This window comes from Bacteroides luhongzhouii (assembly GCF_009193295.2).
In the GTDB taxonomy this organism is placed as follows: Bacteria; Bacteroidota; Bacteroidia; order Bacteroidales; family Bacteroidaceae; genus Bacteroides; species Bacteroides luhongzhouii.
On sequence record NZ_CP059973.1, the window covers coordinates 1,921,868 to 1,947,441 of the forward strand.

Sequence of the window (25,574 nt, forward strand, 5' to 3'; positions counted from 1 at the left end):
CCGGGAGCGCAATCGGATGTTGTAACATCGTTCGTAAAAAATGTAACACGAGAAAAGATTCACCTCTCCTTATGTGTTATTGTTTTCATTCGATTGTATTTACAATATAGGTTTTACCGGCCTTTGTTTCGATGTCATATTCATAAAACTTTTGCAGTTTGGGAGATTGCGCACTTACCCCTTTGGCTACAAGAGGTTGTTTGATAGGAGTGGTGGCGAATAAACTATTTGAGCACTCTTTCCCGTTTACTTGTTTTAAGCCTTTCCCTTTCAGGGGGGCATAAGACCGGATGCGGAGCGTACCGCCTATATTCGATCGGATGATCGCTTTATTTAACACATTGTTTTTCCAGTCCATATCGACAGTAAAGTTTCCACGTGCCACCAACCCCTTCACACTTCCTTCTTCCCATGCATCAGGCAATGCTGGCAATAAATGTACGGCACCGTCATGACTTTGAAGCAACATTTCCGCTACTCCGGCTGTATAACCGAAATTACCGTCAATCTGGAAAGGCGGATGGGCATCCAGCATATTGGGATAGGTACGTCCGTTCGGATATTCTTTAGCCAAGTGATCGTTGGGCAATAGTTGAATCATATTTTTGATGATTTGGAAGGCATGGTTTCCATCCAGCATACGTGCCCAGAAATTGACTTTCCAGCCGATACTCCAACCGGTAGCCTTATCACCGCGTTGCAGCAATGTGTTTCTTGCTGCCTGAAATAACTCGGGATTCGAGTATGGAGAAATTTGGTTACTCGGATATAGCCCGTACAAATGTGAAATATGACGGTGCTCGTCCTTGGGATTGTCAACATCTTCCAGCCATTCTTGTAGTTGGTTATGTTTCCCTATTTGCATAGGTGGCAATTTCTCTAGCGTTTGTTTTAGGGAGTCTTGGAAAGAGGGGGCTTCACCTGCGATGTGTGAAGCCAATAAGGTATTATGCAGTGCATCAAAAGCAATCTGGTTATCCATGGTGCATCCGGCAGTGACCGGACCATGTTCCGGTGATACAGAAGGAGACACTACCAACCATTTATACACTGGATGTTCTACCAGAAAATCCATGTAGAACTGCGCTGTTCCTTTCAGGATGGGATAGTACTCTTTCAGGAACTCTTTATTTCCTGTAAAGAGGTAATGTTGCCAGATATGTTGTGCTAACCAGGCTCCCCCACTAGGCCACATGCCGGCTGCAGCAAAGTCTACAACTCCGCAAATTCGCCATAAATCAGTATTATGATGCGCCATCCATCCCCTACAATCATACATGGTTCGGGCTGTTTCTGCTCCTGTGGCAGATAAATCTTTCAACATAGAGAATAGCGGACTATGTGTTTCACTTAAATTAGTGACTTCTGCCGGCCAATAGTTCATTTCTGTATTAATGTTGATGGTGTATTTACTATCCCAAGGTGCATGAGTACTGTTGTTCCATATACCTTGCAGATTAGCCGGTTGTCCACCCGGTTGCGAAGAAGAAATCAGTAAATAACGTCCATAATGGAAAAGTAGAGCTGCCATTGCCATGTCTTCCCCATTTCCGAAGTTTTCAATTCGTTTGGGAGTCTCCAGTTGGGAAGTTTTGCCTGTCGGTAATGTAAGGCGTACACGGTCAAATTGTTTTTTATAATAAGCGATATGGCTTTTGAGAGCTTTTTCGTAAGGTATTTGCATTGCTCTTTTCAGATATTCGCTGGTCCGGTGGGATTCATCGGCGCTGACATCCTGGTAGTTTACGTAGTTGGTTGCTGCCGATATATAAAGGATGGCTTCTGTTCCTTCATTTATTTGGAGCGTATTTCCTGCCGGGCGGAGAGTGCCATTCGTTTTTACTTGGATTTGACATTCTGCCCGTAGTGCGGCTTTCAAACCTTCCTGTTCTTTTCCTTGACAGGTGACGGTCAGCTTATCATTCTGAACATTCACCTTATGTACTAAAGGGCAGTTATATGCAACAGTAAAGTTCAGTGCGTTTGCTTTACTTGCTTTGATATGCATAATAATGACATTATCAGTAAATGAAGCAAAAGTGGTGCGTGTATAAGTGACGTTATCCACTTGATAACGGGTAGTTGTCGTTGCGTTCTCCAGATTCAGATCGCGGTAGAAGCCGGATGCATTTTGGTGTTCCGGAAATTCCAGATAAAGGCTACCTAATGTCAGATAGCTCATACCGTGTTGCTGAGTTAAGAAGTTGGCGTCAATGAGTCTTTGCGCTTCCTTGTTTCTCCCTTCAAAAATCAGTTTGCGTACAACCGGTAGAACATGTACGGCATTCGGGTTATTATTATTGTATGGAGAACCTGCCCAAAATGTTTCTTCATTGAGTTGTAATTCTTCGCGTTCGATTCCGCCATATACCATGGCTCCAAGACGGGAGTTACCAATAGGGAGGGATTCCGACCAATTTTGTGCAGGTTGACTATACCACAGCTTCAGGTCCTGTCCTGAAACAAGGTTGCTTATTAATAGGAATAATACAAAAAAAGTGTTTCTGTTCATATTGTATGGATTTGTAGCAAAGGTAGCTCATTTCCCAATACAAAAGGCAAAAAAATGTTTCTGAAATCTACCTTGGAAGTAACTTCTTTTCATATTTATGTTACTAATATATATGATGTATGTTCCACAGGATAAAATAATAACTGCCGGTCCTTGTAAAAAGAAGCCGGCAGTTATTATTTAAGCAACTAGCAGGTATACCTGATCTATGTTACTTTTTAGCTACTAAAACTATATTATTAATATCTACTTTTTTGTTTTTTCCCATCCCAATGGTGACTTTGGTAATAGAGCCTGGATCAATTGTAATCTTACCGGCTTTTTCATCTTTAAAAGCACTGAATTGCACCTTCTTCTTGCCTTGTGTATAAAATCCCATAGAAACTTTTACCGTTTCACCGTCTTGGGTATATTCTATTTTTAATGAACAGATGGCATTTGTGGCATTTTCATCTAATTTTTTGAAGTTGGTCGCTTCAAAGTTTATTCCGGTGTAATTAGTGTAATCATTTTCTGGAAATACCAAGTTTCCATAACCGGTGGAAATTAAGGTCTGCCCTTCTACTGTCAGTTTGTTATTGGCTTCGCATTGACTGACTTCGATAGTCTTGTCTACTTGTGCATTGACACTTAAGATTCCCAAACATGCAACTAGTGCTGCTACTAAATACTTTTTCATGTTATTTTCTTTTAGAGGTTAATAGCTGATTTATTTTCTATAGGCAAAGTTAGGATATCTTTTCGGAGAGATAAAAAATCTGTGTTTCAATAGTTTTTGTATATGTTTCATTCTTTTTTTGGTGCAAAGGGGACTAAATTTAAAAACAAATGAAACGAATTAAATAGTCCGATTTTGAAAAGAATTACTTTCTTTGCACAAAGAAAGGACAGTTTACTATGAAAAGACTATTACTGCTGATGATTGTATTTTGGGGTGGAATTGTACAGGTGGTCGCCGAGAATACATTGTTCTATGATTCCAAACAATTAACTTGCGATCTGATTACTTCCATTTGCCAAGATAAAGATGGGTTTATTTGGATCGGGACAGATTATGGCCTTAATAAATTCAATGGTATACAATTTACTCATTATTATAATAATCCAAAGGATAGCACTTCGTTATCCGATAACTCTGTAAAAGCCCTGATGCTTGACAATGAAGGCACGTTATGGGTGGGAGGTATTGGCGGATTACAATATTACGTTCCGGAAGAAAATGCATTTCGAACAATTAAGTTTGAAGAAAACTCATCTTTCCATATCATGTGTATCACTCAATTGCGTTCGGGTGAAATATGGGTTGGCTCTTCCGGGAGAGGAATTTTCCGTATTCGGAAAGATACAGGAACAGGTGTGCAAATGACAGATATTCCCGATGTATCTGAACATGCCCATTATGGAGTAATATATGAAGACCGTCATGGGAGCATCTGGATTGGAGTAAACGGTATCGGTTTACTTCGATATGATCCTTCTACACGAACGAGTAAGATGTACACACGGGCTATTTTAGATGGCGGTTCTTCAATTTCCGGAATGGCCGAGGATCATTCGGGTAATTTCCTCCTTTCCACGGGTACTGCTGCTTATTATTATGATAGAGAGAATGACAGCTTTACCAAAATAGAACATAATGAATCTTGGTTGCCGGCACGTTCCATACTCGTAAGCCAAAAAGGGACACGTTATTTGGCAACCTTTGGCAAAGGATTGAAGGTTATTCAACCCGATTTGAAAGAACTTCGTTCCGAGGTGATCACTCTTCCTTTTATTGATGTCAATAATGCTAAAATACGTGCTATTTATGAAGATCATAACCAAAATTTATGGATAGGGTGTTATCATAGAGGAATGGTTATGGTGTCTAAAGAATCTACACCTTTCCATTTCTGGAGTATTCCTACCCGTGAATATCCGCAGGCTGGTGTGATAACTGCCTTGTATAAAGATGATGATGGACATATCGTTAGCGGTGTAGAAGGCGAAGGAGTGTTTAAAATTACTTCGGAAGGAAATATAACCGATCATCTGTTTTCAGGTAAAACGGTTTCATCCATCTATAAGGATTATAGTGGTAATTTGTGGTTTGGAGGCTATTATTCCGGGCTTTATATGCAGGATACCAAAGGGAACGTACGTTTTATGTTACCGGAAATTAAATTGAAGGATATAAAGAAGATCACAGGTGATGATAAAGGAAACCTATATATTTCTTTATTCGGTTCCGGATTCATACGATATCACCTACCCACTCAAACAGTCACGGAATATCAAAGTTCCTCCGGTGGGTTAAGGAACAATTGGATTTATACTCTACTTCTTGATTCCCAAGAAAGATTGTGGATAGGACACTGTAATGGAGTGGATTATTTCGATCCTGTAACCGAGAAATTTACTCCTGTATTGAGTCAATCATTAGGTAATTTCATCGCTTACTCATTATTGGAAGACGTACGTGGAAATATTTGGGCGGGAACGAATAAGGGACTTATGTGTTATCATCCCGAAACAAAAGAACTTCATTACTATGATGAAGAAGACGGACTTTCTAATAATTTTGTATATGGGTTGGCAGAAGATGAGAGGGGGAATATCTGGTGTAGTACCTTGAAAGGCATTAACCTGATAAAAGTCGCTGAAAATAAGATTGCTTCCTATTATTCCGAACGTGGATTGGTGGATAATGAGTATACTATTGGGGCCAGCTATCAGTCAATGAATGGCCTTATCTATTTGGGAGGTGTGAAGGGAATAACGACTTTTCATCCGGATAGCGTCACAGCTCAAAAAGGGAAGTCGACTGTGATATTATCCAATCTTTATTTAGGAGGAGAAGCAATGACAGCTAAAAGTAAATCCGGTGGAAAACCCATTTTGGATACTTTTGTAACTCGTGCCGACAAAATTAGTCTGGCTTATGAAGACAACACGTTTACGCTTGAGTTTTCCACATTGGATTATCGTAATTCAGGAAATATTTTCTATGAATATCGTATCAGAGAGTATGAAAAGAACTGGACCTCTACTCAATTGGGAATCAATCAAATCACATACAATCATTTAAATTCCGGCAAGTATACATTTGAAATACGCGCCTGTGAGAACGGGCAGTATACCCCTGTGAAGGTGATACGGATTGATATTGCGGCACCGTGGTGGCGTTCGTCTCTGGCTTATGTTTGCTATGCGTTGATATTGTTTGTTGTTGCATTCCAGATTTATTTGAGTGTTCGTCGCCGGCACCAAAAAGAAATGAATGAAGAGAGAATCAAACTATTTATCAACCTTTCACATGAGATTCGCTCTCCAATGACTTTGATTGTGAGCCCGTTGGAGAATTTGTTAAAGAGAGACTATGATACCGATACGATGAAGATGTTGCGCCTGATGCAAAAAAATGCGAATCGCATTATTAATCTGATGAATCAGTTGCTTGATATGCGTAAAATTGAAAAAGGGCAATTGAATATTCATTGCGTTGAAACGGACATGGTGGATTATATCAAAGAATTGATCTCTTTATTTACTTATCAGGCGGAGAAAAGGAATATAAACTTGTGTTTTGATTATGAACAAGAGGAGCTTCCGGCATGGATTGATCCTAATAATTTTGATAAAGTATTGGTAAACCTGCTGTCGAATGCTTTTAAATATACACCGGATGGAGGTGAAATAAAAATCAGCCTGCGTGAGAAGGTGAATGAACTTACTGTTGGAGATTTGCAGCATTTTATTGAGATTGAAGTAATTGATACTGGATCCGGCATTGACGCCAACAAATTGGAAAAGATATTCGAACGTTTTTATCAGGCACCTTCCAATGGTTTCAATGGAAGTATCGGTTTTGGTATAGGACTGAATCTGTGCCGGATGATAGTCAAATTGCATCACGGTACTATCAATGCTTGTAACCGACAAGATGCGCAAGGAAGTCGTTTCATTATTCATATTCCTTATGGGAAAGACCATTTGAAGAAATCCGAATGGACGGATGCGGAAAACAAAACTACTTCAAGAGTTCCTTCTGTCTTGGGACTTTCTCAAGAAAGTGAAGAAGAAACGGCTACGACAAGAAACCATAAAGCGAGTTATAGGATTGTGATCGTAGATGACGATGATGAGATTCTTCGTTTCCTGGAGGCGGAATTGAGCTCGCAATACAAGGTATATATTTGCCGTAACGGGAAAGAGGGTTTGCAAACCATTCTGAAACAACAACCGGATCTTATAATTTCTGATGTCGTGATGCCTGAAATGGATGGTATCTCACTTCTGAAAATGGTTCGCAACAATCCGAATGTGAGTCATATACCGTTTATCCTGTTGACTTCAAAAGCGGAATATAAAGACCGTATTGAAGGATTAAGTAAAGGTGCGGATGCATATTTAGGAAAACCGTTTGTCGTTGAAGAGTTGAGAGTACATATCAAGAATCTGATTGAGACAAGATTGTTATTGAAAGGAAAGTTCTCTGGTGTCAGGGATCAGGTGGGAAAGATTGAAATTGCTGAAAATAAATCTGGAGATGAACGATTGATGGAACGGGTTATGAATGTGATGAATAAGTTTCTGGATGATTCGGAATTCAATGTAGAAATGCTTGCCAGGGAAGTCGGATTGAGTCGTGTACAGCTTCATCGTAAAATGAAAGATATTACAGGAGTTTCAACATCAGTCTTTATCCGGAATCTACGGATGAAGAAAGCGGCAGCACTGCTTCAGGAAGGGAAGCTGAATATTTCAGAAATAGCGGATGCGGTAGGCTTTGATAGTCAGGCTAATTTTGCAACTGTTTTTAAGAAGTTCTATGGAGTATCTCCTTCGGAATATGCTGCGTCTATCAGAAATAAAGGCGAATGATGCAAATTTAAAACTGCGTTATACATATAGCTAACTTTACGTTACATTTTACCAAACGTTTTAAAATACAAGATTGTAGTTTTGTGCTGGTTGAGGGCAATCTAAAGAATCGACAGATGCAAAAGTACAATCTTGTATTTTACTCTTGACTCCTTTTCCTATATTTTAATAATGAATGCATGAACACACAAAGTTGTATGAACAGGCTTTTAAAACTGAATTTCAGAACATAGCCCGGCAAGTTGGCAACAAATCAATTATGATGGCGGAGAACTGTTCTTATCATCCTGTCGTTCCCGAAGATGCCTCCATAAGGAAAGTAATACAGGCTGATACTCCAAAAGAAAGTTGGTATCAGGAACTGAAAAACACTGATCCATTTGTCGAATTAGTATTGCCGAAAATGAGTGTTACCACCGTTTTTTTCAAATTCAAAACAAATTGAAACGTATTTAAAAAGCAAATAAACGTATGTGCAACTTGATGTTACATTTCAAGTAGTGTAGTAGAATGTAAGTTCATACTTTTGTGTCGGACATTTGCTAAATATGTGTGTAAAATAATAAAGCAATATTTTATAAATGTAATATATATGAAGAACAATTATTTTTCAAGATGTGTGCTGCTAGCCGGATTATGTTCGGTTATTATGTTTTTTGCAGTCACTCCTGTTTATGCGACCGGAGGTGCATTTTCTCCTCTTCCGCATGTTGTCTCTGAAGGAGACATTACTGTTACCGGTAAAGTGGTTGATGATGCCGGAGAACCTTTGATAGGTGTTAGTATTCAAGTGAAAGGTACTAGTAAAGGTGCTACTACCGATGTGAATGGTAACTATACACTGAATATATCATCAGCTTCTACCCTTGTATTCTCATATATTGGAATGAAGACCATTCAACGGAAAGTGACGAAAGGCGGCAAACTGGATATCACGATGGAGAATGATGAGAATATGTTGGATGAGGTGGTAGCGGTAGGATACGGCTCAATGAAACGTTCGGACTTGACAGGATCAGTCGTTTCCATCAATGCTAAGTCCATAGAAGAATCAATGGCTTCTACAATTGACCAGGCGTTGCAGGGACGTGCGGCAGGATTGCAGATGACGCAAAACTCCGGTGTCCCGGGTGGAGGTACATCTATTCAGATTCGTGGTGTGAATTCATTAAACAGTACCAATGAACCTATTTATGTAGTAGACGGAGTCATTATCTCCGGTGAAACAGGTTCGAATACAAGTAATGCTATTGCGGGTATTAATCCGGCTGATATTGAAAGCATTGAAATTTTGAAGGATGCTTCGGCTACTGCCATTTATGGTGCGCAGGCGGCTAATGGTGTTATATTGATTACGATGAAAGCTGGTGTAACAGGCAAGCCCCGAATTAATTTTCAAGTCTCTATGGGAAATCAGGAAATACCGAATACAATTGATATGATGAATTTGCGTGATTACGCTCGTCACTATAATGAATTGTATGCCCTTATAAATGCCAGCAGGGTGAAAGATGCTTTTAGTCATCCTGAAACTTTAGGTGACGGTACTAACTGGCAGGATGAGATATTCCGTAATGCTCTGTTGCAGAACTATAATCTGTCAATTCGTGGCGGAACAAAAACGGTCAGCTATAACCTGTCCGGTGGATATTTGAGCCAGGACGGTATTTGTATCGGTTCGGATTTTGAGCGTTACACCTTCCGTATGGGAACAGAGATACAGGTTACTCCTAAGGTTCGTTTTGGAGGTACGGTGAATGTATCTTATACCAAGCAAGGTACAGGCATGGCTAGTTGGTCTATCATTCCCAATGCACTTTATCAAGCACCGGATGTTCCCGTACGTGATGAGAATGGTAACTTTTCCGGGCCGGAAGAGGACGATCAGCAGAATTTAAGCAACTACAGTAATCCGGTAGCGTTGGCGGCGTTAACGCAGCGTAATAATGAAAAGGGAGGTGCTCGTGCCAATCTTTTCATGAAAATCAATCCGTGGAAATGGCTGACTTACCGTACTGATTTTACGGCAGACGGCAATATCGATAATTATCAATATTTCCTTCCCCAATATGAATTGGGATACTCAAAGAATCCTTATCCTACTAATGAACACTCCAAAAACTACGGGCTTTACTGGGGATGGAAGAATGTAGTGACGATGGAGAAGACGTTCAAACGTAAGCATAAGACAAGTTTGATGTTAGGACATGAGATGACTTCCAGAAATTCAGATTATCTTCAGGGAAAACGTACACATGGTGATAATCTGCTGACAGACTTGGATGCAGGTGATGCTGCGTATGCCACCAATAGTGGAAGGGCAAGCAAGGCAACGTATCTCTCTTATTTCAGTCGTCTGTTTTATAGTTACGACAACCGTTACCAGTTAACGGCTACGGTACGGCGCGATGGAACATCCCGTTTTGCCAAGGGAAATCAGTGGGGGACATTCCCATCAGTAGCTGTGGCATGGCGTCTTTCCGAAGAGTCATTCTGGCGTCCGCTGAAAGATGTGGTTAATAACTTCAAGTTGCGTTTGAGTTATGGTGAAGTTGGTAACTCCAATGTCACTGCATTTGCTTACCAACGGATGGGAACGTATGTGCAGTCTATCTGGGGGACGAGTTTGCAGACCGCCAATATCGCTAATCCCGATTTGACATGGGAGAGTACCCGTTCTTGGAATGCAGGTATCGACCTGAACTTTTTTAATAACCGCGTCGAGTTTATTCTGGATGCATATATCAAAAAGACAAAGAACCTCTTGTTGCAACAAGATTATCCGGGATATATGGGAACTACTGGTAATGGTGCTGCAACAGCCCAATGGGCGAATATAGGCTCCATGGAGAATAAAGGTTTTGAATTTACATTGAACACGGTGAATATCTCCAACAGGGATTTTCAGTGGCGTACAAATGTTACATTCAGTTTGAACCGCAACAAGGTAGCAAGTATGAATACAGAGAATGCCTTTATCGACAAGACTTATCAAAATAGTGGTCAGACGGAAGTGATTACCCGCACTGCAGTCGGAAAGCCTGTCAGTCAGTTCTATGGCTATAAGGCAATCGGCCGCATCAATAGCGCTTCCGATTATTTGATAGATAATGGTGATGGAACTAGTACGGTAAAGATTGCTACCCCGGTATTGCGGGTAGGTGAACAGGTGGTTAACTCGGGTACGGATAAAGGTAGCCTTATCAAACAAATTTATATTGGCGACTATATTTTTGAGGATTTGAATAATGACGGAGTGATTGACGAAAAAGATCAGACATTCTTGGGAAGTCCGTTGCCTAAATTTACCTATGGTATTAATAATACCTTTAATTATAAGAATTTCGATTTGACCATATTCCTATACGGCTCGTATGGAAACAAAGCGATGAACTATCTGTCCCGTCGTATTACTAACCCCAATTCGAGCGGTAATGTACACGCGTCCGTTGCCAACCATGCCCGTTTGGGATACCTTGATGGAAATCCGGATAATACCGATGTCTGGAACATGTATATTCTACCCGGTTCTAACGGTTTATGCCGTATGTCTGTTAATGATGCCAATGATAACGACCGTATCAGTAGTCGTTATGTGGAGGATGCTTCTTTCTTGCGTATACAGAATATCGCTTTGGGATATACGTTACCAAAGAATTGGTTGAAAAAACTGAAGATAGAGAATGCGCGCATTTATGCGAATATTAAAAATGTATATACATTCACAGGCTATGACGGTTACGATCCGGAGATTGGCTCTACACAGGCGCAATATTCTTATTCCGGTCAGAGTATGTTGATGTACGGAGTGGATACGGGGCGTTGCCCTTCTCCCCGGATTTATACATTTGGTATTGATTTAACCTTTTAAATAGAAAACTTCCATGAAAAAGAATATTATATTATCAGTTGTTTGTGGAATGGTCGCGATGGCAAGCCTAACTTCCTGCAATGACTTCTTGCAAGTAAGTGCCACCAACCAGAAAGAAATGGACAAATCCTTTACTACTTATGACGAGTTGCGTTTGGCAACAGCTTATCTTTATATGAAACCTTGGTTTGGTTTTCACAGTACCCGTCTGTTTGCGATGGGAGATGCACGTGGAAACAATATCTACGGTGACAACAACAACGAGACAGGCTATGCTCCTTATTGCCTCTTTACCGACAAACCCAATACACCCGGACTTGCCGATGCGTGGAATTCACTTTACATTGTTGTTACGCAGGCAGACTACATCATTAACGATTATGCGCCACAGGGACGCCAACATTTCAGTGAAGTACAAGCGAATGCTTGCGAGGGAGAAGCACGTTTCATGCGGGCGGCGGCTTATTACTATTTGGCTTCCTACTGGCATGATGTGCCCATTATGGAGAATCCAATTGCTCATACGGAAGCTTTCAATATGGCTCCCACACGCTTCGAGGATGTGATTCGCTACGGTATCCGCGACTTGGAGTACGCTGCGGAGTGGTTGCCGCTTGCCGACGCGGATGGTCGTGTGACTCGCTATTCGGCTTTGGGACTACTGGCACGCTATTATGTAACGCTGGCAGCGTATGCGCGTGGCGGACACTGTACACAGGCTACTATGGATTATTATGAGGCCAGCGGTTCTCACGATTTGGCTGACATTCTTTACGGCTTGGCCAAGGAGGCTGCCGGAGAAGTGATTCTTGCTCAGAACAGATATGGATTGATGGAAGAATATGAAGAAATCTTCCGGGTACAGAACAATAATTGCAAAGAGGTATTGTTTGCTTTGCAACCGCTGCAAGGTGTCGACTCCTACGGAATGGGTAACAGCAACGGAAGCGGTTTGTGTTCTTACACAGAATTGCTGAACGGCTTAAGTGCCTACAACTCCTCTTATGTATCTTACGACTGCCTGCGTATGCTGATTAATTCCGGCGGACGTTCCCGTCTGCGTGGTAATGTGCTTTGTCCGGGAGAGTTCTATGACTATATCGGTACACATTTAGAGGATGGTGGTTGGGCTGCCGGATATAAAGGCGGGCAGAAAGCGGCTGGATTGGAAACGAACAGAAAAGTTGCCTTCAAGAAACAGGTGGTAGGCAGTGCGGAAGATACCGACAATATAGCTATTTCCGGGAACTCCGGTTTTTGCACACCGATGTTGCGCCTTGCGGAAGTTTACCTGCTGTATGTGGAGGCTTGTATGGGAACCAGTGATGAGCTGACCGACCGGGGTGCCTTGAAATATTACGACGATGTCCGGAAGCGTGGCTACAAGATGGAGATAGAGAGTGGCGAATTGACCTACTATGACACCAACTATCTCACCCGTAATGATTTGTTGAGAGAATTTCGTGTAGAGTTCTTTATGGAAGGTCTTTGGTGGCCTACGTTGGTACGCCGTTCGTTTTACGACACAAAGTGGGTGACCGACTTTATCAATAATGAGTTGGTTATTATGACCGAAGGTGATGAAGGAGGACAGGTACGCAGTGACGAATGGGACAGCAACAGATGGTATGCTTACTATTATACGATAAACAAGAACACTCTTCAGGCAGCATTCAGCTCTGACAGTCCCCGCCAGTCCGACGGAGCCAAACTGGCGGTGCGAGCTACTCATACTCCATTGGCGGAAGGAGATTACGTACATTCAAATACCTCTGATGACAATGTATGGGCATTTTCTTATCCGGAAGTGGAAAGTACCCGTGACCCGTTATTAAATACAGCACCTGTTGCTTATGATTTTAACAAATAAGATGACTACTATGAAGATAACAGATAAGATATTAACGAATTTGTGTTTGAGCACTTTATTGTTGTTCTCGTTGTTTGGCATATTTTCTTGTTCTGACGACGATGATGATGTCCGCATATACAGTGTGTGGAGCAATATGCTTGGTGAAGAAGCTAAACAGATTACCTCTGTTTATACCGGAACCTGGATTCGGGTGGACGGTAGCGGCTTTAGTGGTTTGCAAGCTATTTATTGCAACGGTTTGCAGGTGAAGGAATACAATTCTACTTATATGAGTGACTCTCATCTTACGTTTAAAGTTCCCTCCAGCGTTCCGATGGCACATGAGATAGAAGAGGAATCAGTGAAAAATACCCTCAGGGTGGTAACTTCCCACGGTGAAGGAGTATACCGTTTCATCTTTAAGGATGTGAACAAGATGCCCGGTATTACTGACGTGTCATACACGCTGCCCCATCCGGGCGACTACATCACCCTTATAGGGAAGTACCTCAATGGTGCATCGGCCGTTTACTTTCCGGGCAATGACGGCAATGAAGTGCAGGTTCCCTATATCGAGGGCGCTGGGGATATGGTGGTATCCGAAGATGGAACGCGGATAACTGTTAAGGTGCCTGATGGAGTGGGCGAACGGAGCGGTTCCCTCCGGGTGGAGATGGCAGAATTGGGTGAGAACTATTATACCCCCAATTATATGTTCTACGACAAAGCAATGTTTGTGCACGACCATGAAGGAACCACAGCTTTGAACTATGGTGTGTCCGGAAGCGTCGTCTCTCCGCAGAAATGTGCCTATTACTCAATCAACGCGGTGGATGTGCCGCAAGTGCCCGCAGGTGCCAGAGCCTATGTCTTCAGTATACCCGAAACAGCTCCGGCCACTCTTCCGGTGGTAAGCGATAATAATTCGCCTTTCGGTTATTTCCGTTTCAATACAGGAATGCAATTACAGTATCTGATAGACAACAGTGACGGAGAATGGGCCAGAGAAACGGATGCCCGCAAGGCTGCTTTGCAGGCAGACATCTATATGAACCATGATTGGAGCACCGGTGTGGTAGGCTGGCGCATGAACAAGAATGGCGGAAAGGGTAATGGTGAAAGTGCATGGAATGTGGCTTCGTGGACTAACAATAAGCCATACGCATTTAACGGCAGCTGGAAGACTCTTACTTTCGAGATACATACCAAGTATGCCAACTTGGGCGAGGCGATTGATGCTTGGAGTGTGAGCGGTGTACACTCACTGTTCACTATCCTCAACTTCGATGTCCTGTCGGCCGGATTGACCATGAAAGAGGGATCGGATTTCCGTATGTTCATCACCAACTTGCGTTTGGTTCCCTATGTGACTCCGGAAGAATAAAATATAAACATGAAACAGATTAGATATGAAAACTTTTAAATCTATACAATCGGGAATAATTGCTTGTCTGATAATAACCTTTGTAATGGGATTATTTTCTTGCAGCGATGACAATGAAACGGTAGATAATCTGCTGCCTCCTACCATTGTAAAAGTGTGTGTTTGGGATGAAGACATTGAAGAATGGATTATTCCCGGAGCAGAAAGTAAAATTCGGATTGGTACTCCTTTACGTATTGAGGGTACTAACATGGCGCAGACGATTGCCGTCTATATCAATGGTGGGCTCATTTCCGTTTTTCATGCGGAAGACAATGCGATAGAGTTTGTTATTCCAGACATTCCTGTAGATGAAGGAGCGATTAAAGAGGTTAACCTCAATTTGATCCGGGTAGTGAATAAGGCGGGAGCCGCTACTTGTACGGCCGAAGATTTTCAATTCTTTGGCAGGCAAATTACTGTGACCGGTTTTTCGCTGACAGAAAATGAAGGAAGAACGTGGGAAGCAGCGCAAGAACTGCCGATAGGTGGTAAGATACGTATTGAGGGTAACGGACTGAAAACAGCCAATGAACTGTATATTAATGGTGCTTCTGTTGATTTGGCCGGTATCCCTGCCGAAGAAAAGAGCGATGCTTTCCTGATTGTGACTATTCCGGAAACTTTGCCTTTCGGGAATGCTGTCGAGAATCCGGACAGCCGGAATAAGATGCGTCTTGTGACGGCTTATGATGATCGCACGTTGGATTGTGTTATTGCGGGCAAGCAGGTAGAAATCAGCCGAATTACAGATGCAAATGGTAATGCCATTACGGAAGCCGGGCGCAACTCGGTGGTTGTCATTGAAGGAAAATACTTTGCCACTTTTCAAAAATTGTCTTTCAACAATCAGGAAATAGAGCCGACAACGATAGAAAGCAACCGTATCATTTTCACAGTACCGATAGATGCGGAAGATTTTACAGTGGGCGACGGAGAACTGACTGTTGTCAATGCGTATGATGAAAATGGTGTTAGCCGGGAATTTACTCTTTTAGGTTTTGTCCCTAGTGTGACGGAAATTTCATATACGATGCCTAAACCAGGTAATGTGATCCGGCTTACAGGTGTCAATCTGTACGATAAGGCGAAAGTCTTTTTCCCTTCTTCCACAGGTGAAAAGGAAGGTCTCGTTCAGAGTGCTTCATCGGATGCGACTTCCATGGATGTACTCGTGCCGGAAGGTGTAGGAGATAAGGCAGGATATATTCGTATAGAGAGCGAAGGTGCTGATGTTGAAGTGAAAGGAATCGTCATGTTCTACAAACAGGGAGTGTTCTTGCAAGAGTTTACGGATGAAGAGTTGAAACTGGGCAGTCCGTCAGGAAGTCCTATGGCGTATAATAAATCAGCATTGTATAACCCGGATAACCGTCCGGCAAATGATACTCATCCGGTGAATCCCGATTACTTTATTTACTTTAAGAGTAGTTCTGTTCCGGTAAGTACCAGTAGCCATGGAGCTTATTTGAGATTCTCGACAAGGAGTCAATTGGAAAAGCTATTGGAGAAAACGGATATTGAGATAACCAGAGAAACTCTGATTAAAGATATTGCGATGCAGGTCGATATATATATGCCTACCCCATGGATAAGCGGAATGTTGGCTTGGCGTGTGAATAAAGACGGAGGTGGGCTGAATGGATCCCGTAATATAAATATTGCTCCGTGGAGAGTGGATAAACCATTTGACTTTAATGGAGAATGGCATACCTTTACTTATAGATTCACAGACTTCATATTGGATACGGCAGGTGAGTCGGAAACAATGACGCTGGGAGCTTGGTTAAGTAAATATGCTATAACTTATACGTCATTGTTTACTTTCTCTAATGGTAATTTCATGCACAAAAATGGTCAGACTGCAGATCCTCAATGGAATTGTGTGAATATTACAGACTTTGAAATGGGACTTGCCAATATGCGTTTGGTTCCGCTAGTGCCAATAGAACTATAATAAAAGAATAATATGAGAATACGAATGAAAAGTTTCTTACTTATGTTTTGTTTGTTTGCCGCAATAGCAGCGAACGCAAAAGAAGAGCCTATTCAACTTTTCCCTCGGACGTATGGGTATTTCTCCAGAGGAGACAGCGAAACACAGACGATTACTTATGACCATGCTTACGGACAGTACGGTTGGAAGAATACGAAAAATGTGGACCTTTCCATTTATAATCATATTGTTTTAGAGATAGAGGCTACAGACTCTCGTGTGGAAATCTATGTACTTTATGATGGAGTTGAAAAGAGCACTTGTATAGGAGGAATAGATGCCGGAAAAACGAAAACCGTTTGTGAACTTGAACATATAGATAAGGTGCAGGCGATTTACATCGCTAAATCAAAGGTAGGTATAACCAAGATTGTCAAGTTTGTGCTGACAGATGAAATAGATTAAGTATTTATTTGTTGAAAGAAACAGTCCTCGCTACGGAATTATTCTCCGTAGCGAGGGCTGTTTTTGTGTATAATCGACCTCTTATTCGGAAAGTTATTAGCCTGTAAAAATCCTATCTAATTTATGATCTCATGCCTTTGAGTAAAATCACACTATTGTGCTCAGGTAATATATCGTGATTGGTGTTCTTTTTATTATCAGCCTTGCCTTCTTGTCAAGTAGCTTGTTTGCAGGCTGATTAAGTGAGGAAATATAAGAAGAGAAGCTGGTATAGTTGCGTTGGGATGCCGGTATCGTTCCATTAAAGTACCGGTATCATTAATTTCCCACGGCCGTGACAAGATCTTCCCACGGCCGTGGTAGGAACTCGTCACGGCTGTGGGAAGAAGCTACCACGACCGTGAAGAATTAAGTATACCGGTATCCTGATCGAACAATAGTTATTGAATGATATAAGTATGCCGGTTGTATGACGGATGTTTAATGGCGGCTTTTCTTGAAAGGTAAGTAAAGCTGGAGGATAGGAGATATGGGAGAGCAAAATCATAAAATAATAGGCTGACAATAACATTTTATAAGTTTTATTGTCAGCCTATTGTCAGGGCTTATTGTCAGCATCTAATGGGTTGAAAATCATTTATCTAATGAATAGGAATGACAGCTGACAATAAGAACTGCAAAATTTATATGTAAATACAATCAGTGTGTAGTAATTGACTTGTCTCTACATTGATCTTTTTATCTATTATCTCTCTTGCTTTTCGATTCATTCATAAACAGATAAGATTTCTTGTAGCCTCCGTAGTCTACAACCAACTTTTCCAGCACGATGCCCGGATCAAGAGGTTTGAAAGTGATTGTATGCATACCGTCCGATGTATTCGGTACATTCAGTTTGACCTTTTTCTCAACGATGCGTCGTGCGACTGTCGGATAGTATATGCTGTATACATTTTCAGGAAGCTCATTCAGATTATGATTGAAATTGATTATCTGATTCTTTCCTCCTTCGAATCCGATACTGTACTCATGCCCTTTCCGGTCGTGGAAAGCAAGAGTGGATTTCACTATCACGTGAACAGTCACTTTGTCGACTCCTTTGGGCAACTTTATCTTGTAGGAGATAGAAGCTCCGTCAGTAGGTTGTGTGTAAGGCATCAAAGCCATGCCACTAGGGGTACGCCCCATATAGGGAATCACTGTCCATTCCGTACCAGGCGCTGCTTTAGCGCTGTAGTAATGTTCGGCTTCTATGGCTATATATCCGTCTTGTCCGGTGAATACGTATCCACCGACAGCCTTTTCCGGATGCTCGATTCGGTAGATTTTAGGCAGTGTATCAGCAGGGAAATTATCATTCCATGAGGTATAACCGATATGTTTCTGAATCATCATGTTCTTCCATTTGCCGCCGGACATAACGTTGTTATAATCGTCACTCAACGCTTTATCCCGTGCAAAAGCCTGTTCCACTTTATCTGCCCATTCATTAGCTTGCGGATTGTTTTCTTTATACAATTTATGGTTCATGGCTTGTGCATAATACATCTCGTACAGGTTTGCCATTGCTTGAACAGGGAAGAGGATTAATTGCTTGTAGGCATCTTTATATTCCGGTTTCAGTGATATGTATTGTCTTAAAGCTTCCGCTTCCAGTTTCAGATATTCATCAGATACTTGTTTCCATTCGCCAGTTTCCAGGTTATAAGTATTCCGGTCGAGCATTTCTCCTGTCACGCGGCCGTTGTATTTGCTGTACAGGTTTAAGATTCGCATAGCTTCATCCGCCTGATCTTCGCCAAACTGTTGTGCGCAGAAACGGCGGGGATGATCCAGCAAGTTGGAGACGTTGAATTGCTTGGGATTCCATGCCATATCCATGAAAAGCGTGATCGGATATTCCATTGGTTTCAAATCGCCTACATTCAGTATCCACAGCTTTTCTACTCCGTAATCGTATGTGAGTTGAAGTTGCTCCCACATATTTTGTATAGGTGTTACGTTCAGCCATTTGGAGTTTCTCGGAGCACCTACGTAGTCTACATGGTAATACATGCCCCAACCGCCCGGATGCTTACGTTCTTTGGCATTTGGCAGGCGGCATACATTGCCCCAATTATCATCACACAATAGCATGATAACATCATCGGGCACACGCATACCTTTATCGTAATAATCCAATACTTCTTTATACAACGCCCATACTTGCGGAGTCTCTTTGGCCGGACGTTTGGTGACTTCCTCAATAATCTTACGCTGGTTTTTAACTACATTTTCCAGAAGTTTCACATTGGTGCTTTCGCTCATGGCAGCATCTCCGTCTCCGCGCATACCGATGGTTACGATATCTTCTGTGCCCTGCATCCGTTCGATGCCTTCACGGAAAAATTGGTCGATTACTTTTTGGTTGGTCGTATAATCCCATGCTCCATACTCTTTGCGTTTGCGTGACCATTCTTGATGATTGCGTGCCATCGGTTCATGGTGGGACGTGCCGATAATGACTCCCATTTCACTTGCTGTTTTACTATTCTGCGGGTCGTCAGCATAGAAAGCCCAGCTCCACATGGCCGGCCAAAGGAAATTACCTTTCAGGCGTAGTATCAGTTCACACACCTGTGCATAAAAACGATGGTCGCCATAGTTGGTGCTGTAAGTGTGTTTTACCCATCGGGTAAGACACGGTGCTTCATCATTCAGAAAGATACCGCGATAGGTTACGGCCGGCTCTCCGTCCGAGTATTGTCCGGGTTTAATATATACATTTGCTTGTTTCATGACAGGAACATCTGCCCACCAATGCCAGGGAGATACTCCCATCTGTTCAGAAAGCTCGTAGATACCATAAATAGTGCCACGTCTGTCGCTGCCGATGATAACTACCGCTTCATCTATTCCCTCACAAGGATGGGCGATGACTTGCAGGATGTATTTTTCATTTTTTCCATCCAATTCCTTTTTGTCTATTTTTCCTGCTGACACCAGCTTCTTTGTAAAAGGAGTGCCATAAGTACCTGCAATGATACACCGTTTCGAACTTGTGCTTGTGATGAGTTCGGGCTTTTGTCCGCATACTTGCAGTATGTCTTGTTGAAGATTGCCGGCAGCAATCATTACTCCTTTGTCTTCGGAAGAATCTACATATATCGGACAAGGAACTCCTTTGGATATCAACGGAAAATGATTACCGGTCGGTGTGAATACTACGAATTGTTCAGCGGCAAATGCCGCTATACTCACAACAGAGAGGTAGAAGAACAGAAATAATTTTTTCATGGTTTCAATATTTAATAGTTTGTTAATCATTTATCTTACGTTTCACTGTAACCGGATATTCTACTTTGTAGATGATTGGTAATTGAAAACTCGATGCGGGAAGTCCTTCTGTATTGTAGATGGAAGAGGGGGGATTGTTTTCCCATGCATAGCGGATGCTTGACGGTATTCCTTTTCCGTTCCAGATGGCGATTACATGATCGCCTTCGGTATAGGCTTCTACAAATTTATATTTTCCATCATTGGCAGCAATGGCAATGCCTTCTAATGATTTAGCGTGTTTTAAAGTGCCCGTTCCTTGCTTGAAAAAGACAACGATCCGACCGTCTTCTTTCAGTTCGGCAACCTCTGCCATAGGACCTTCTGCTATGATATTCTTCTCACCGAAAGCTAGCTTATTCATTTGAAGCACACAACGGTGTGCCAAGTCTTTTTTGTTGAGCGGATGAATATCATTACTTTCACCTAAATCAATGGCAGTAGCCAGTCCGGCATTCTTTAACTGAAGACTTGCTTTACGTTGTGCTTCACGCACTTGTGCGTTGCCGCTTTCTACAGGCACCTTGCTTCTTTGTTGGTAATTCGCAAGTTGCACGATGACGAAAGGCAGGTTTTTATTGTTCCATTGGATACGCCAGTCGTTTACAAGATCAATCAGATGTTTTTCATAATGTTTGCTACCTTCAGGACCCGTATCTGACTCTCCTTGATACCAGATTACACCTCGTATTCCGTAGTTGCGTAACGGATGAATCATGCTATTGTATAGTCCGGTGGGTTCATTTTGGAATCCTGTAGTAGAGGGAATACGCTTCATTATACAGCCTGTTTTATACTGCCACATAGCGGTCAGCGGAATTGTTTGCCCGGCTATTTCCAATTGGTAAGGCTTCCCTTTTACAAATTCCGGTCGGCCGGCACTGCTGACAAGACGGATGACAATCTCGTTTTCACCGGCACGGAGTAAGTCTGTCGGGACCTGATAGATACGCGGTGGATATTGATAACTTGTTCTTCCTATACAGATACCGTTTATATAAGTAGCATCCGAGTCTTTTAGTGTTCCCACGCGTAAAACAGCTTGTTGTCCGGCTAATGATTCGGGTATGTTAATTCGCTGGCGGAAGTAATGTACTCCATTGATAGGAGCGTTCCAACTACCTCCCCAGTTCGAGTTGAATACATCCACTTCTTCCCAATCTGAAGCATCGAAGTTTTTATGCGTCCATTTTTCTTTGTTTCCAAGATCATTGGACGATTGCTGTCGATGCCATTGATTCACTTGTTCTTTTTGGGCGTTCTTCACAGAATCCGGATAATCGGGATTGATGTACTGTGGGGATTGGAGCTTTTCCCGGAATCTGGCATATTTCTCGAGTGACTGGCGGGTAGACCATGATGCTATGTTTGTCCCTCCCCAGCTACTATTGATAATGCCAATTGCAACTCCTTTCTCTGCCTGCATTTCTTTTGCGAAGAAATAACATAGGGCTGCGAAGTCCAATGCATTCTCCCGGGTACAGATTTTCCATTCATTATTGCTATCTTGTTGAGGTTCGATAAAGTTGTAAGCATACGAAGTTTTGGTATAACGGATCAGATTATTTTCATACGATACGATTTCATCCTTGTATTTATCCATGACACGCTTTACGGTAAGTTCCATATTCGATTGTCCGCTGCATAGATACACGTCGCCGACGTATACATCTTGTATTATTTTCTGGTTGACTCTCAATTCGTAGGGACCTCCGGCCTTGTGCTTCTGCAGATTGACCGCCCATTCTCCTGTTTTAGAAGCCTGGGTTTTGTATTGCTTTCCGTTGAATTCGATAACAACTGTTTCTTTGGGATCTGCAAAACCCCATAATGGGATAGGGGTGTCACGTTGTAAAACCATCCTGTCGGAAAAGATTCCGGGAAGTCTTACTTCTGCCTGCATACCTATTGTATATAACAGCAGGCTCAAAATGATGCAAATGTTCTTCTTCATAAATAGTATATTGAATGAGATTATCTTCTTTGTGTCTTAAATTCTAAGAATGATTTATTTTTCGTCTGTACTGTGACACGATGCAAAGATAGTTGGTATTGATAAGAACGGGCTTTGGGTATGTTTCAATTATTTATACTGTTGATACCAATCCGCTTTTTCTTGAAGTTTTTTTTTCTTCGGGGATAAAATGAAGAAGTGTGAACAAACCGGTTTGTTCAATAAATATTTTTGATTTTGTTTCAAAATCATTTTGTATTGTATCTATGAGGCTGTCGGATGAATAATAATGGTTGATGTGCCATATTCCGTATTAATAAGATTGGTATGTGATGCGTATAATATAAGTTGGTTAAACAAGAGTAAGTAGAGATTTTAATGATCTTGAGAATATCGGTAAGAGTCAATCGCTTTTTTAACTGAACCGTGTAACAGCAACAATTTTTGTGCATGGTCATGATCTAATCCCAGTTCCTCCATAATCATCCTGGTTCCTCTTTCTACCAGTTTATGATTACTAAGCTGCATGTTTACCATCTTATTTCCTTTCACCCGTCCGAGTTGAATCATCACCGACGTACTGATCATGTTCAGAATCATTTTCTGTCCGGTGCCTGATTTCATTCTCGAACTTCCTGTGACATATTCCGGACCGACAATCATTTCGATGGCGACATCGGCTTCTGCCGCCATTGGAGAATCGGGATTACTGGTGATGCAACCTGTCAGGATACCATGCTTGCGGGCTTCTCGTAAGGCACCGATTACATAAGGAGTAGTTCCCGAAGCTGCAATGCCAATCACTGTATCTTTTTGATTGATATGATATTCCGTAAGTTCTTCCCATCCCCGGTTCATATGGTCCTCGGCACCTTCTACCGGATTGCGCAGGGCGGTATCCCCACCGGCTATCAATCCGATAATCCAGGTAGGGGGCATTCCGAATGTTGGAGGTATCTCTGAAGCGTCCAGCACTCCCAAGCGACCACTGGTACCTGCACCCATGTAAAAGATACGTCCACCCTGTTTCATGCGGGGCACAATTTGGTTGACGAGCAGTTCGATTTGTGGAATGGCTTTTTGAACGGCTAGCGCCACCTTTTGGTCTTCCCGGTTAATGTCTTCTAATATTTCCCGTACGGACTTCTTTTCCAGATTGTCGTAGAGCGACGGTTGTTCGGTTATCTGCATATTGATAATGGCAATTGAGTAAAAATACAAATTACAATGGTTGAGATGAAGCGGTATGATATAAAATTAACCCCTCCATCGGACTTTGGAGAATCTTTCCGATTCTGACTCCTGTCTCTTGTGCAGCTTCTTGTAATATCTCCCTGTAGCAGTGAGCCACTGATCCGATAAAGTGTACAGGATACTGCGTGTAATCATATTGCATTACGTTTCTTCGGAAGAAAGCAATAAAACTGCCAAGCACTAATTGTCGTATCCCCGGCTCTTCCAGATGTTGCGCTATAAAAGGGGACAGACTTGCCAGAAAACGATTCGGGAAGGGCTGACGGTAAACCCGGTCGATGATTTCGGGAGCTGTCAGGTCGAATTGTTTTAGAAATGCTTCTTGGATGGCAGGAGAAAGTTGATTCTTCAGAATGTCTCCCACCAGTAATTTGCCAAGGACGGCTCCGCTTCCCTCGTCGCCCAAGATGAATCCAAGAGGGGAGATGTTGTTGACAATCTCTTCACCATTGTAGAAACAAGAATTGGAACCTGTGCCGAGGATGCAGGCAATCCCTGCTTCATGTCCGCATAGTCCGCGGGCAGCGGCAAGCATATCCGAGTTGGCTTTGATATTTCCGATGATGGGCAGGCTGTCGGCGATGGCCCGCCGGAGAACAGGAGCCCTTTCGGGAGTGCATCCTGCACCATAAAAAAAGACGGAGTTGATCGTTCCTTCCGGTAGTTGTGGCAGAAGGGAATGTGTCAGCTCTTGTTGAATCTCTTCTTCTGATTGGAAGAAGGGGTTAATTCCTTTTGTTCCAATTCGTTTGATTGGGGTGCCGTTGAAAACGATGCACCAGTCGGTTTTGGTAGAACCACTATCTGCAATGAGTATCATATCTTTGAGCTTTTTATTGTTTCTTTCCGAAAGCATCTTCCAGTCGGTTGCGAATCATTAATGAGGCGACGATACCGGGTATGGTACAAATACAAACCCAGATAAAGAAATTTGTGTATCCGAGATGTTCTTGTATCCATCCTGCAGGCATCCCCGGAAGCATCATGCCCAGTGCCATAAATCCGGTTCCGATAGCATAGTGCGCCGTTTTGTGTTCACCTTCCGCAATATAAATCAGATATAGCATATAAGCGGTAAAGCCGAAACCATACCCCAGCTGTTCGATAGCTACACAAATGGCTATAAATATAGGATTGTCCGGGGTGGCGGCAGCCATCCATACATATAATAGATCGGGAATGTTGATGGCTAATGCCATGGGTAATATCCATTTTTTGAATCCGTCGCGGGAAACGAGGAAACCACTGATGATTCCACCGAGTAACAAAGCTACGACGCCTATGGTACCGTAGATCATTCCGACAGTTGCCGTAGATAAACCCAGTCCACCTTTATCGCTAGTGTCGAGCAGGAAAGGAGAAGCAATTTTGGCTAACTGTGATTCTCCCAACCGGTAGGTGAGGAGGAAAAAGAACATGAGACCCAGGTTTTTTTTCTGAAAGAATGTGACAAAGGTCAGGAGAAAATCTCCCAACAACTTACCCGGTGTGAGTCCGGGACGTTTAATATCCGAATCAGGATGGGGGAGGATAAGCCGATGATAGATAGTAAGAGCCAGAAATAATCCGGCGAGAAGGTAGAATGTAATACTCCATGCCAAGGGAATATTGTTCTGTGATGTTTCCAGCCATCCTGCCAGCATGACTAGAATTCCCTGCCCGAAAATATTAGCAAGCCGATAAAACGTATTTCGAATACCGACAAAGAAAGATTGTTCCTTATTATTGAGTCCGAGCATATAGAAACCGTCTGCTGCGATGTCATGCGTAGCGGAACTGAACGCCAACAACCAGAAAAAGGCAAGAGTCAACTGTACATAATGAGCAGTCGGAATAAAGAAGGCTATTCCTGCAAATCCGGCAGCGATGAAACCTTGCATGGCAATAATCCAGGCGCGTTTCGTTTTCACCAGGTCGACGAATGGACTCCATAGCGGTTTGATAGTCCAAGGAAGATAGAGCCAGGAAGTGTATAAGGCTATTTCCGTATTGGATAATCCCAAACGTTTGTACATGATAACAGCAATTGTCATTACCGCTACATAGGGCAGCCCTTCTGCGAAGTAGAGGGTTGGTATCCAGCTCCAGGGATTTCTCTTTATAGTGGGTGTTGTCATGGTATTATTCTT

The 25,574-nt window shown here is 42.4% G+C and carries 14 protein-coding genes; 7 read left to right on the forward strand and 7 right to left on the reverse strand.

Annotated elements, in window-relative coordinates; all coding sequences use genetic code 11:
• Window positions 1–85: 85 nt before the first annotated feature.
• Window positions 86–2,512 (reverse strand): glycoside hydrolase family 95 protein, encoded by a 2,427-nt coding sequence (locus GD631_RS06920; protein WP_143256947.1) that lies wholly within the window; start codon window positions 2,510–2,512, stop codon window positions 86–88.
• Window positions 2,513–2,723: 211 nt separating this feature from the next.
• Entirely contained in the window at window positions 2,724–3,191 is a 468-nt protein-coding gene (locus GD631_RS06925) for a hypothetical protein (RefSeq protein ID WP_143256948.1), read from the reverse strand.
• A 218-nt stretch (window positions 3,192–3,409) separates the two neighbouring features.
• On the opposite strand from GD631_RS06925, the gene GD631_RS06930 reads away from it, so the two are divergent.
• The 7 genes from GD631_RS06930 to GD631_RS06960 all read left to right on the forward strand — a co-directional run bounded on the left by GD631_RS06930 (window position 3,410) and on the right by GD631_RS06960 (window position 16,922).
• Window positions 3,410–7,375, forward strand: coding sequence for a two-component regulator propeller domain-containing protein (locus tag GD631_RS06930; RefSeq protein WP_143256949.1), 3,966 nt, complete (start codon window positions 3,410–3,412; stop codon window positions 7,373–7,375).
• A 175-nt stretch (window positions 7,376–7,550) separates the two neighbouring features.
• Window positions 7,551–7,820 (forward strand): hypothetical protein, encoded by a 270-nt coding sequence (locus tag GD631_RS06935; RefSeq protein ID WP_223225794.1) that lies wholly within the window; start codon window positions 7,551–7,553, stop codon window positions 7,818–7,820.
• A gap of 147 nt (window positions 7,821–7,967) precedes the next feature.
• A complete protein-coding gene (locus GD631_RS06940; protein ID WP_143256950.1) occupies window positions 7,968–11,246 on the forward strand; it encodes a SusC/RagA family TonB-linked outer membrane protein in 3,279 nt (1,092 codons plus the stop codon).
• 13 nt (window positions 11,247–11,259) lie between these two features.
• Complete coding sequence (locus GD631_RS06945) at window positions 11,260–13,116, forward strand: RagB/SusD family nutrient uptake outer membrane protein (protein WP_143256951.1); 1,857 nt, start codon at window positions 11,260–11,262, stop codon at window positions 13,114–13,116.
• 10 nt (window positions 13,117–13,126) lie between these two features.
• A complete protein-coding gene (locus tag GD631_RS06950) occupies window positions 13,127–14,482 on the forward strand; it encodes a glycan-binding surface protein (RefSeq protein ID WP_143256952.1) in 1,356 nt (451 codons plus the stop codon).
• A gap of 25 nt (window positions 14,483–14,507) precedes the next feature.
• Window positions 14,508–16,478: a glycan-binding surface protein gene (locus GD631_RS06955; RefSeq protein WP_223225793.1), complete on the forward strand. Its 1,971-nt coding sequence runs from the start codon at window positions 14,508–14,510 to the stop codon at window positions 16,476–16,478.
• Between the two features lie 12 nt (window positions 16,479–16,490).
• Window positions 16,491–16,922, forward strand: a complete 432-nt coding sequence (locus GD631_RS06960; protein WP_223225792.1) for a hypothetical protein — start codon at window positions 16,491–16,493, stop codon at window positions 16,920–16,922.
• Window positions 16,923–17,660: 738 nt separating this feature from the next.
• On the opposite strand, the gene GD631_RS06965 is transcribed toward GD631_RS06960, so the two are convergent.
• From GD631_RS06965 to GD631_RS06985, 5 genes are all read right to left on the reverse strand, one after another.
• Window positions 17,661–20,198 carry a glycosyl hydrolase 115 family protein gene (locus tag GD631_RS06965; RefSeq protein WP_143256953.1) on the reverse strand — a complete coding sequence of 846 codons (2,538 nt, stop codon included), beginning with the start codon at window positions 20,196–20,198 and terminating at the stop codon, window positions 17,661–17,663.
• A gap of 22 nt (window positions 20,199–20,220) precedes the next feature.
• Entirely contained in the window at window positions 20,221–22,191 is a 1,971-nt protein-coding gene (locus GD631_RS06970; protein WP_143256954.1) for a sialate O-acetylesterase, read from the reverse strand.
• Between the two features lie 375 nt (window positions 22,192–22,566).
• A complete protein-coding gene (gene murQ, locus GD631_RS06975; protein WP_143256955.1) occupies window positions 22,567–23,382 on the reverse strand; it encodes an N-acetylmuramic acid 6-phosphate etherase in 816 nt (271 codons plus the stop codon).
• Window positions 23,383–23,413: 31 nt separating this feature from the next.
• Window positions 23,414–24,265: an ATPase gene (locus tag GD631_RS06980; protein ID WP_143256956.1), complete on the reverse strand. Its 852-nt coding sequence runs from the start codon at window positions 24,263–24,265 to the stop codon at window positions 23,414–23,416.
• 13 nt (window positions 24,266–24,278) lie between these two features.
• The gene (locus tag GD631_RS06985) at window positions 24,279–25,562 is read right to left on the reverse strand and encodes an MFS transporter (protein ID WP_185911595.1); all 1,284 of its coding nucleotides are present in this window, start codon (window positions 25,560–25,562) and stop codon (window positions 24,279–24,281) included.
• Window positions 25,563–25,574: the final 12 nt, after the last annotated feature.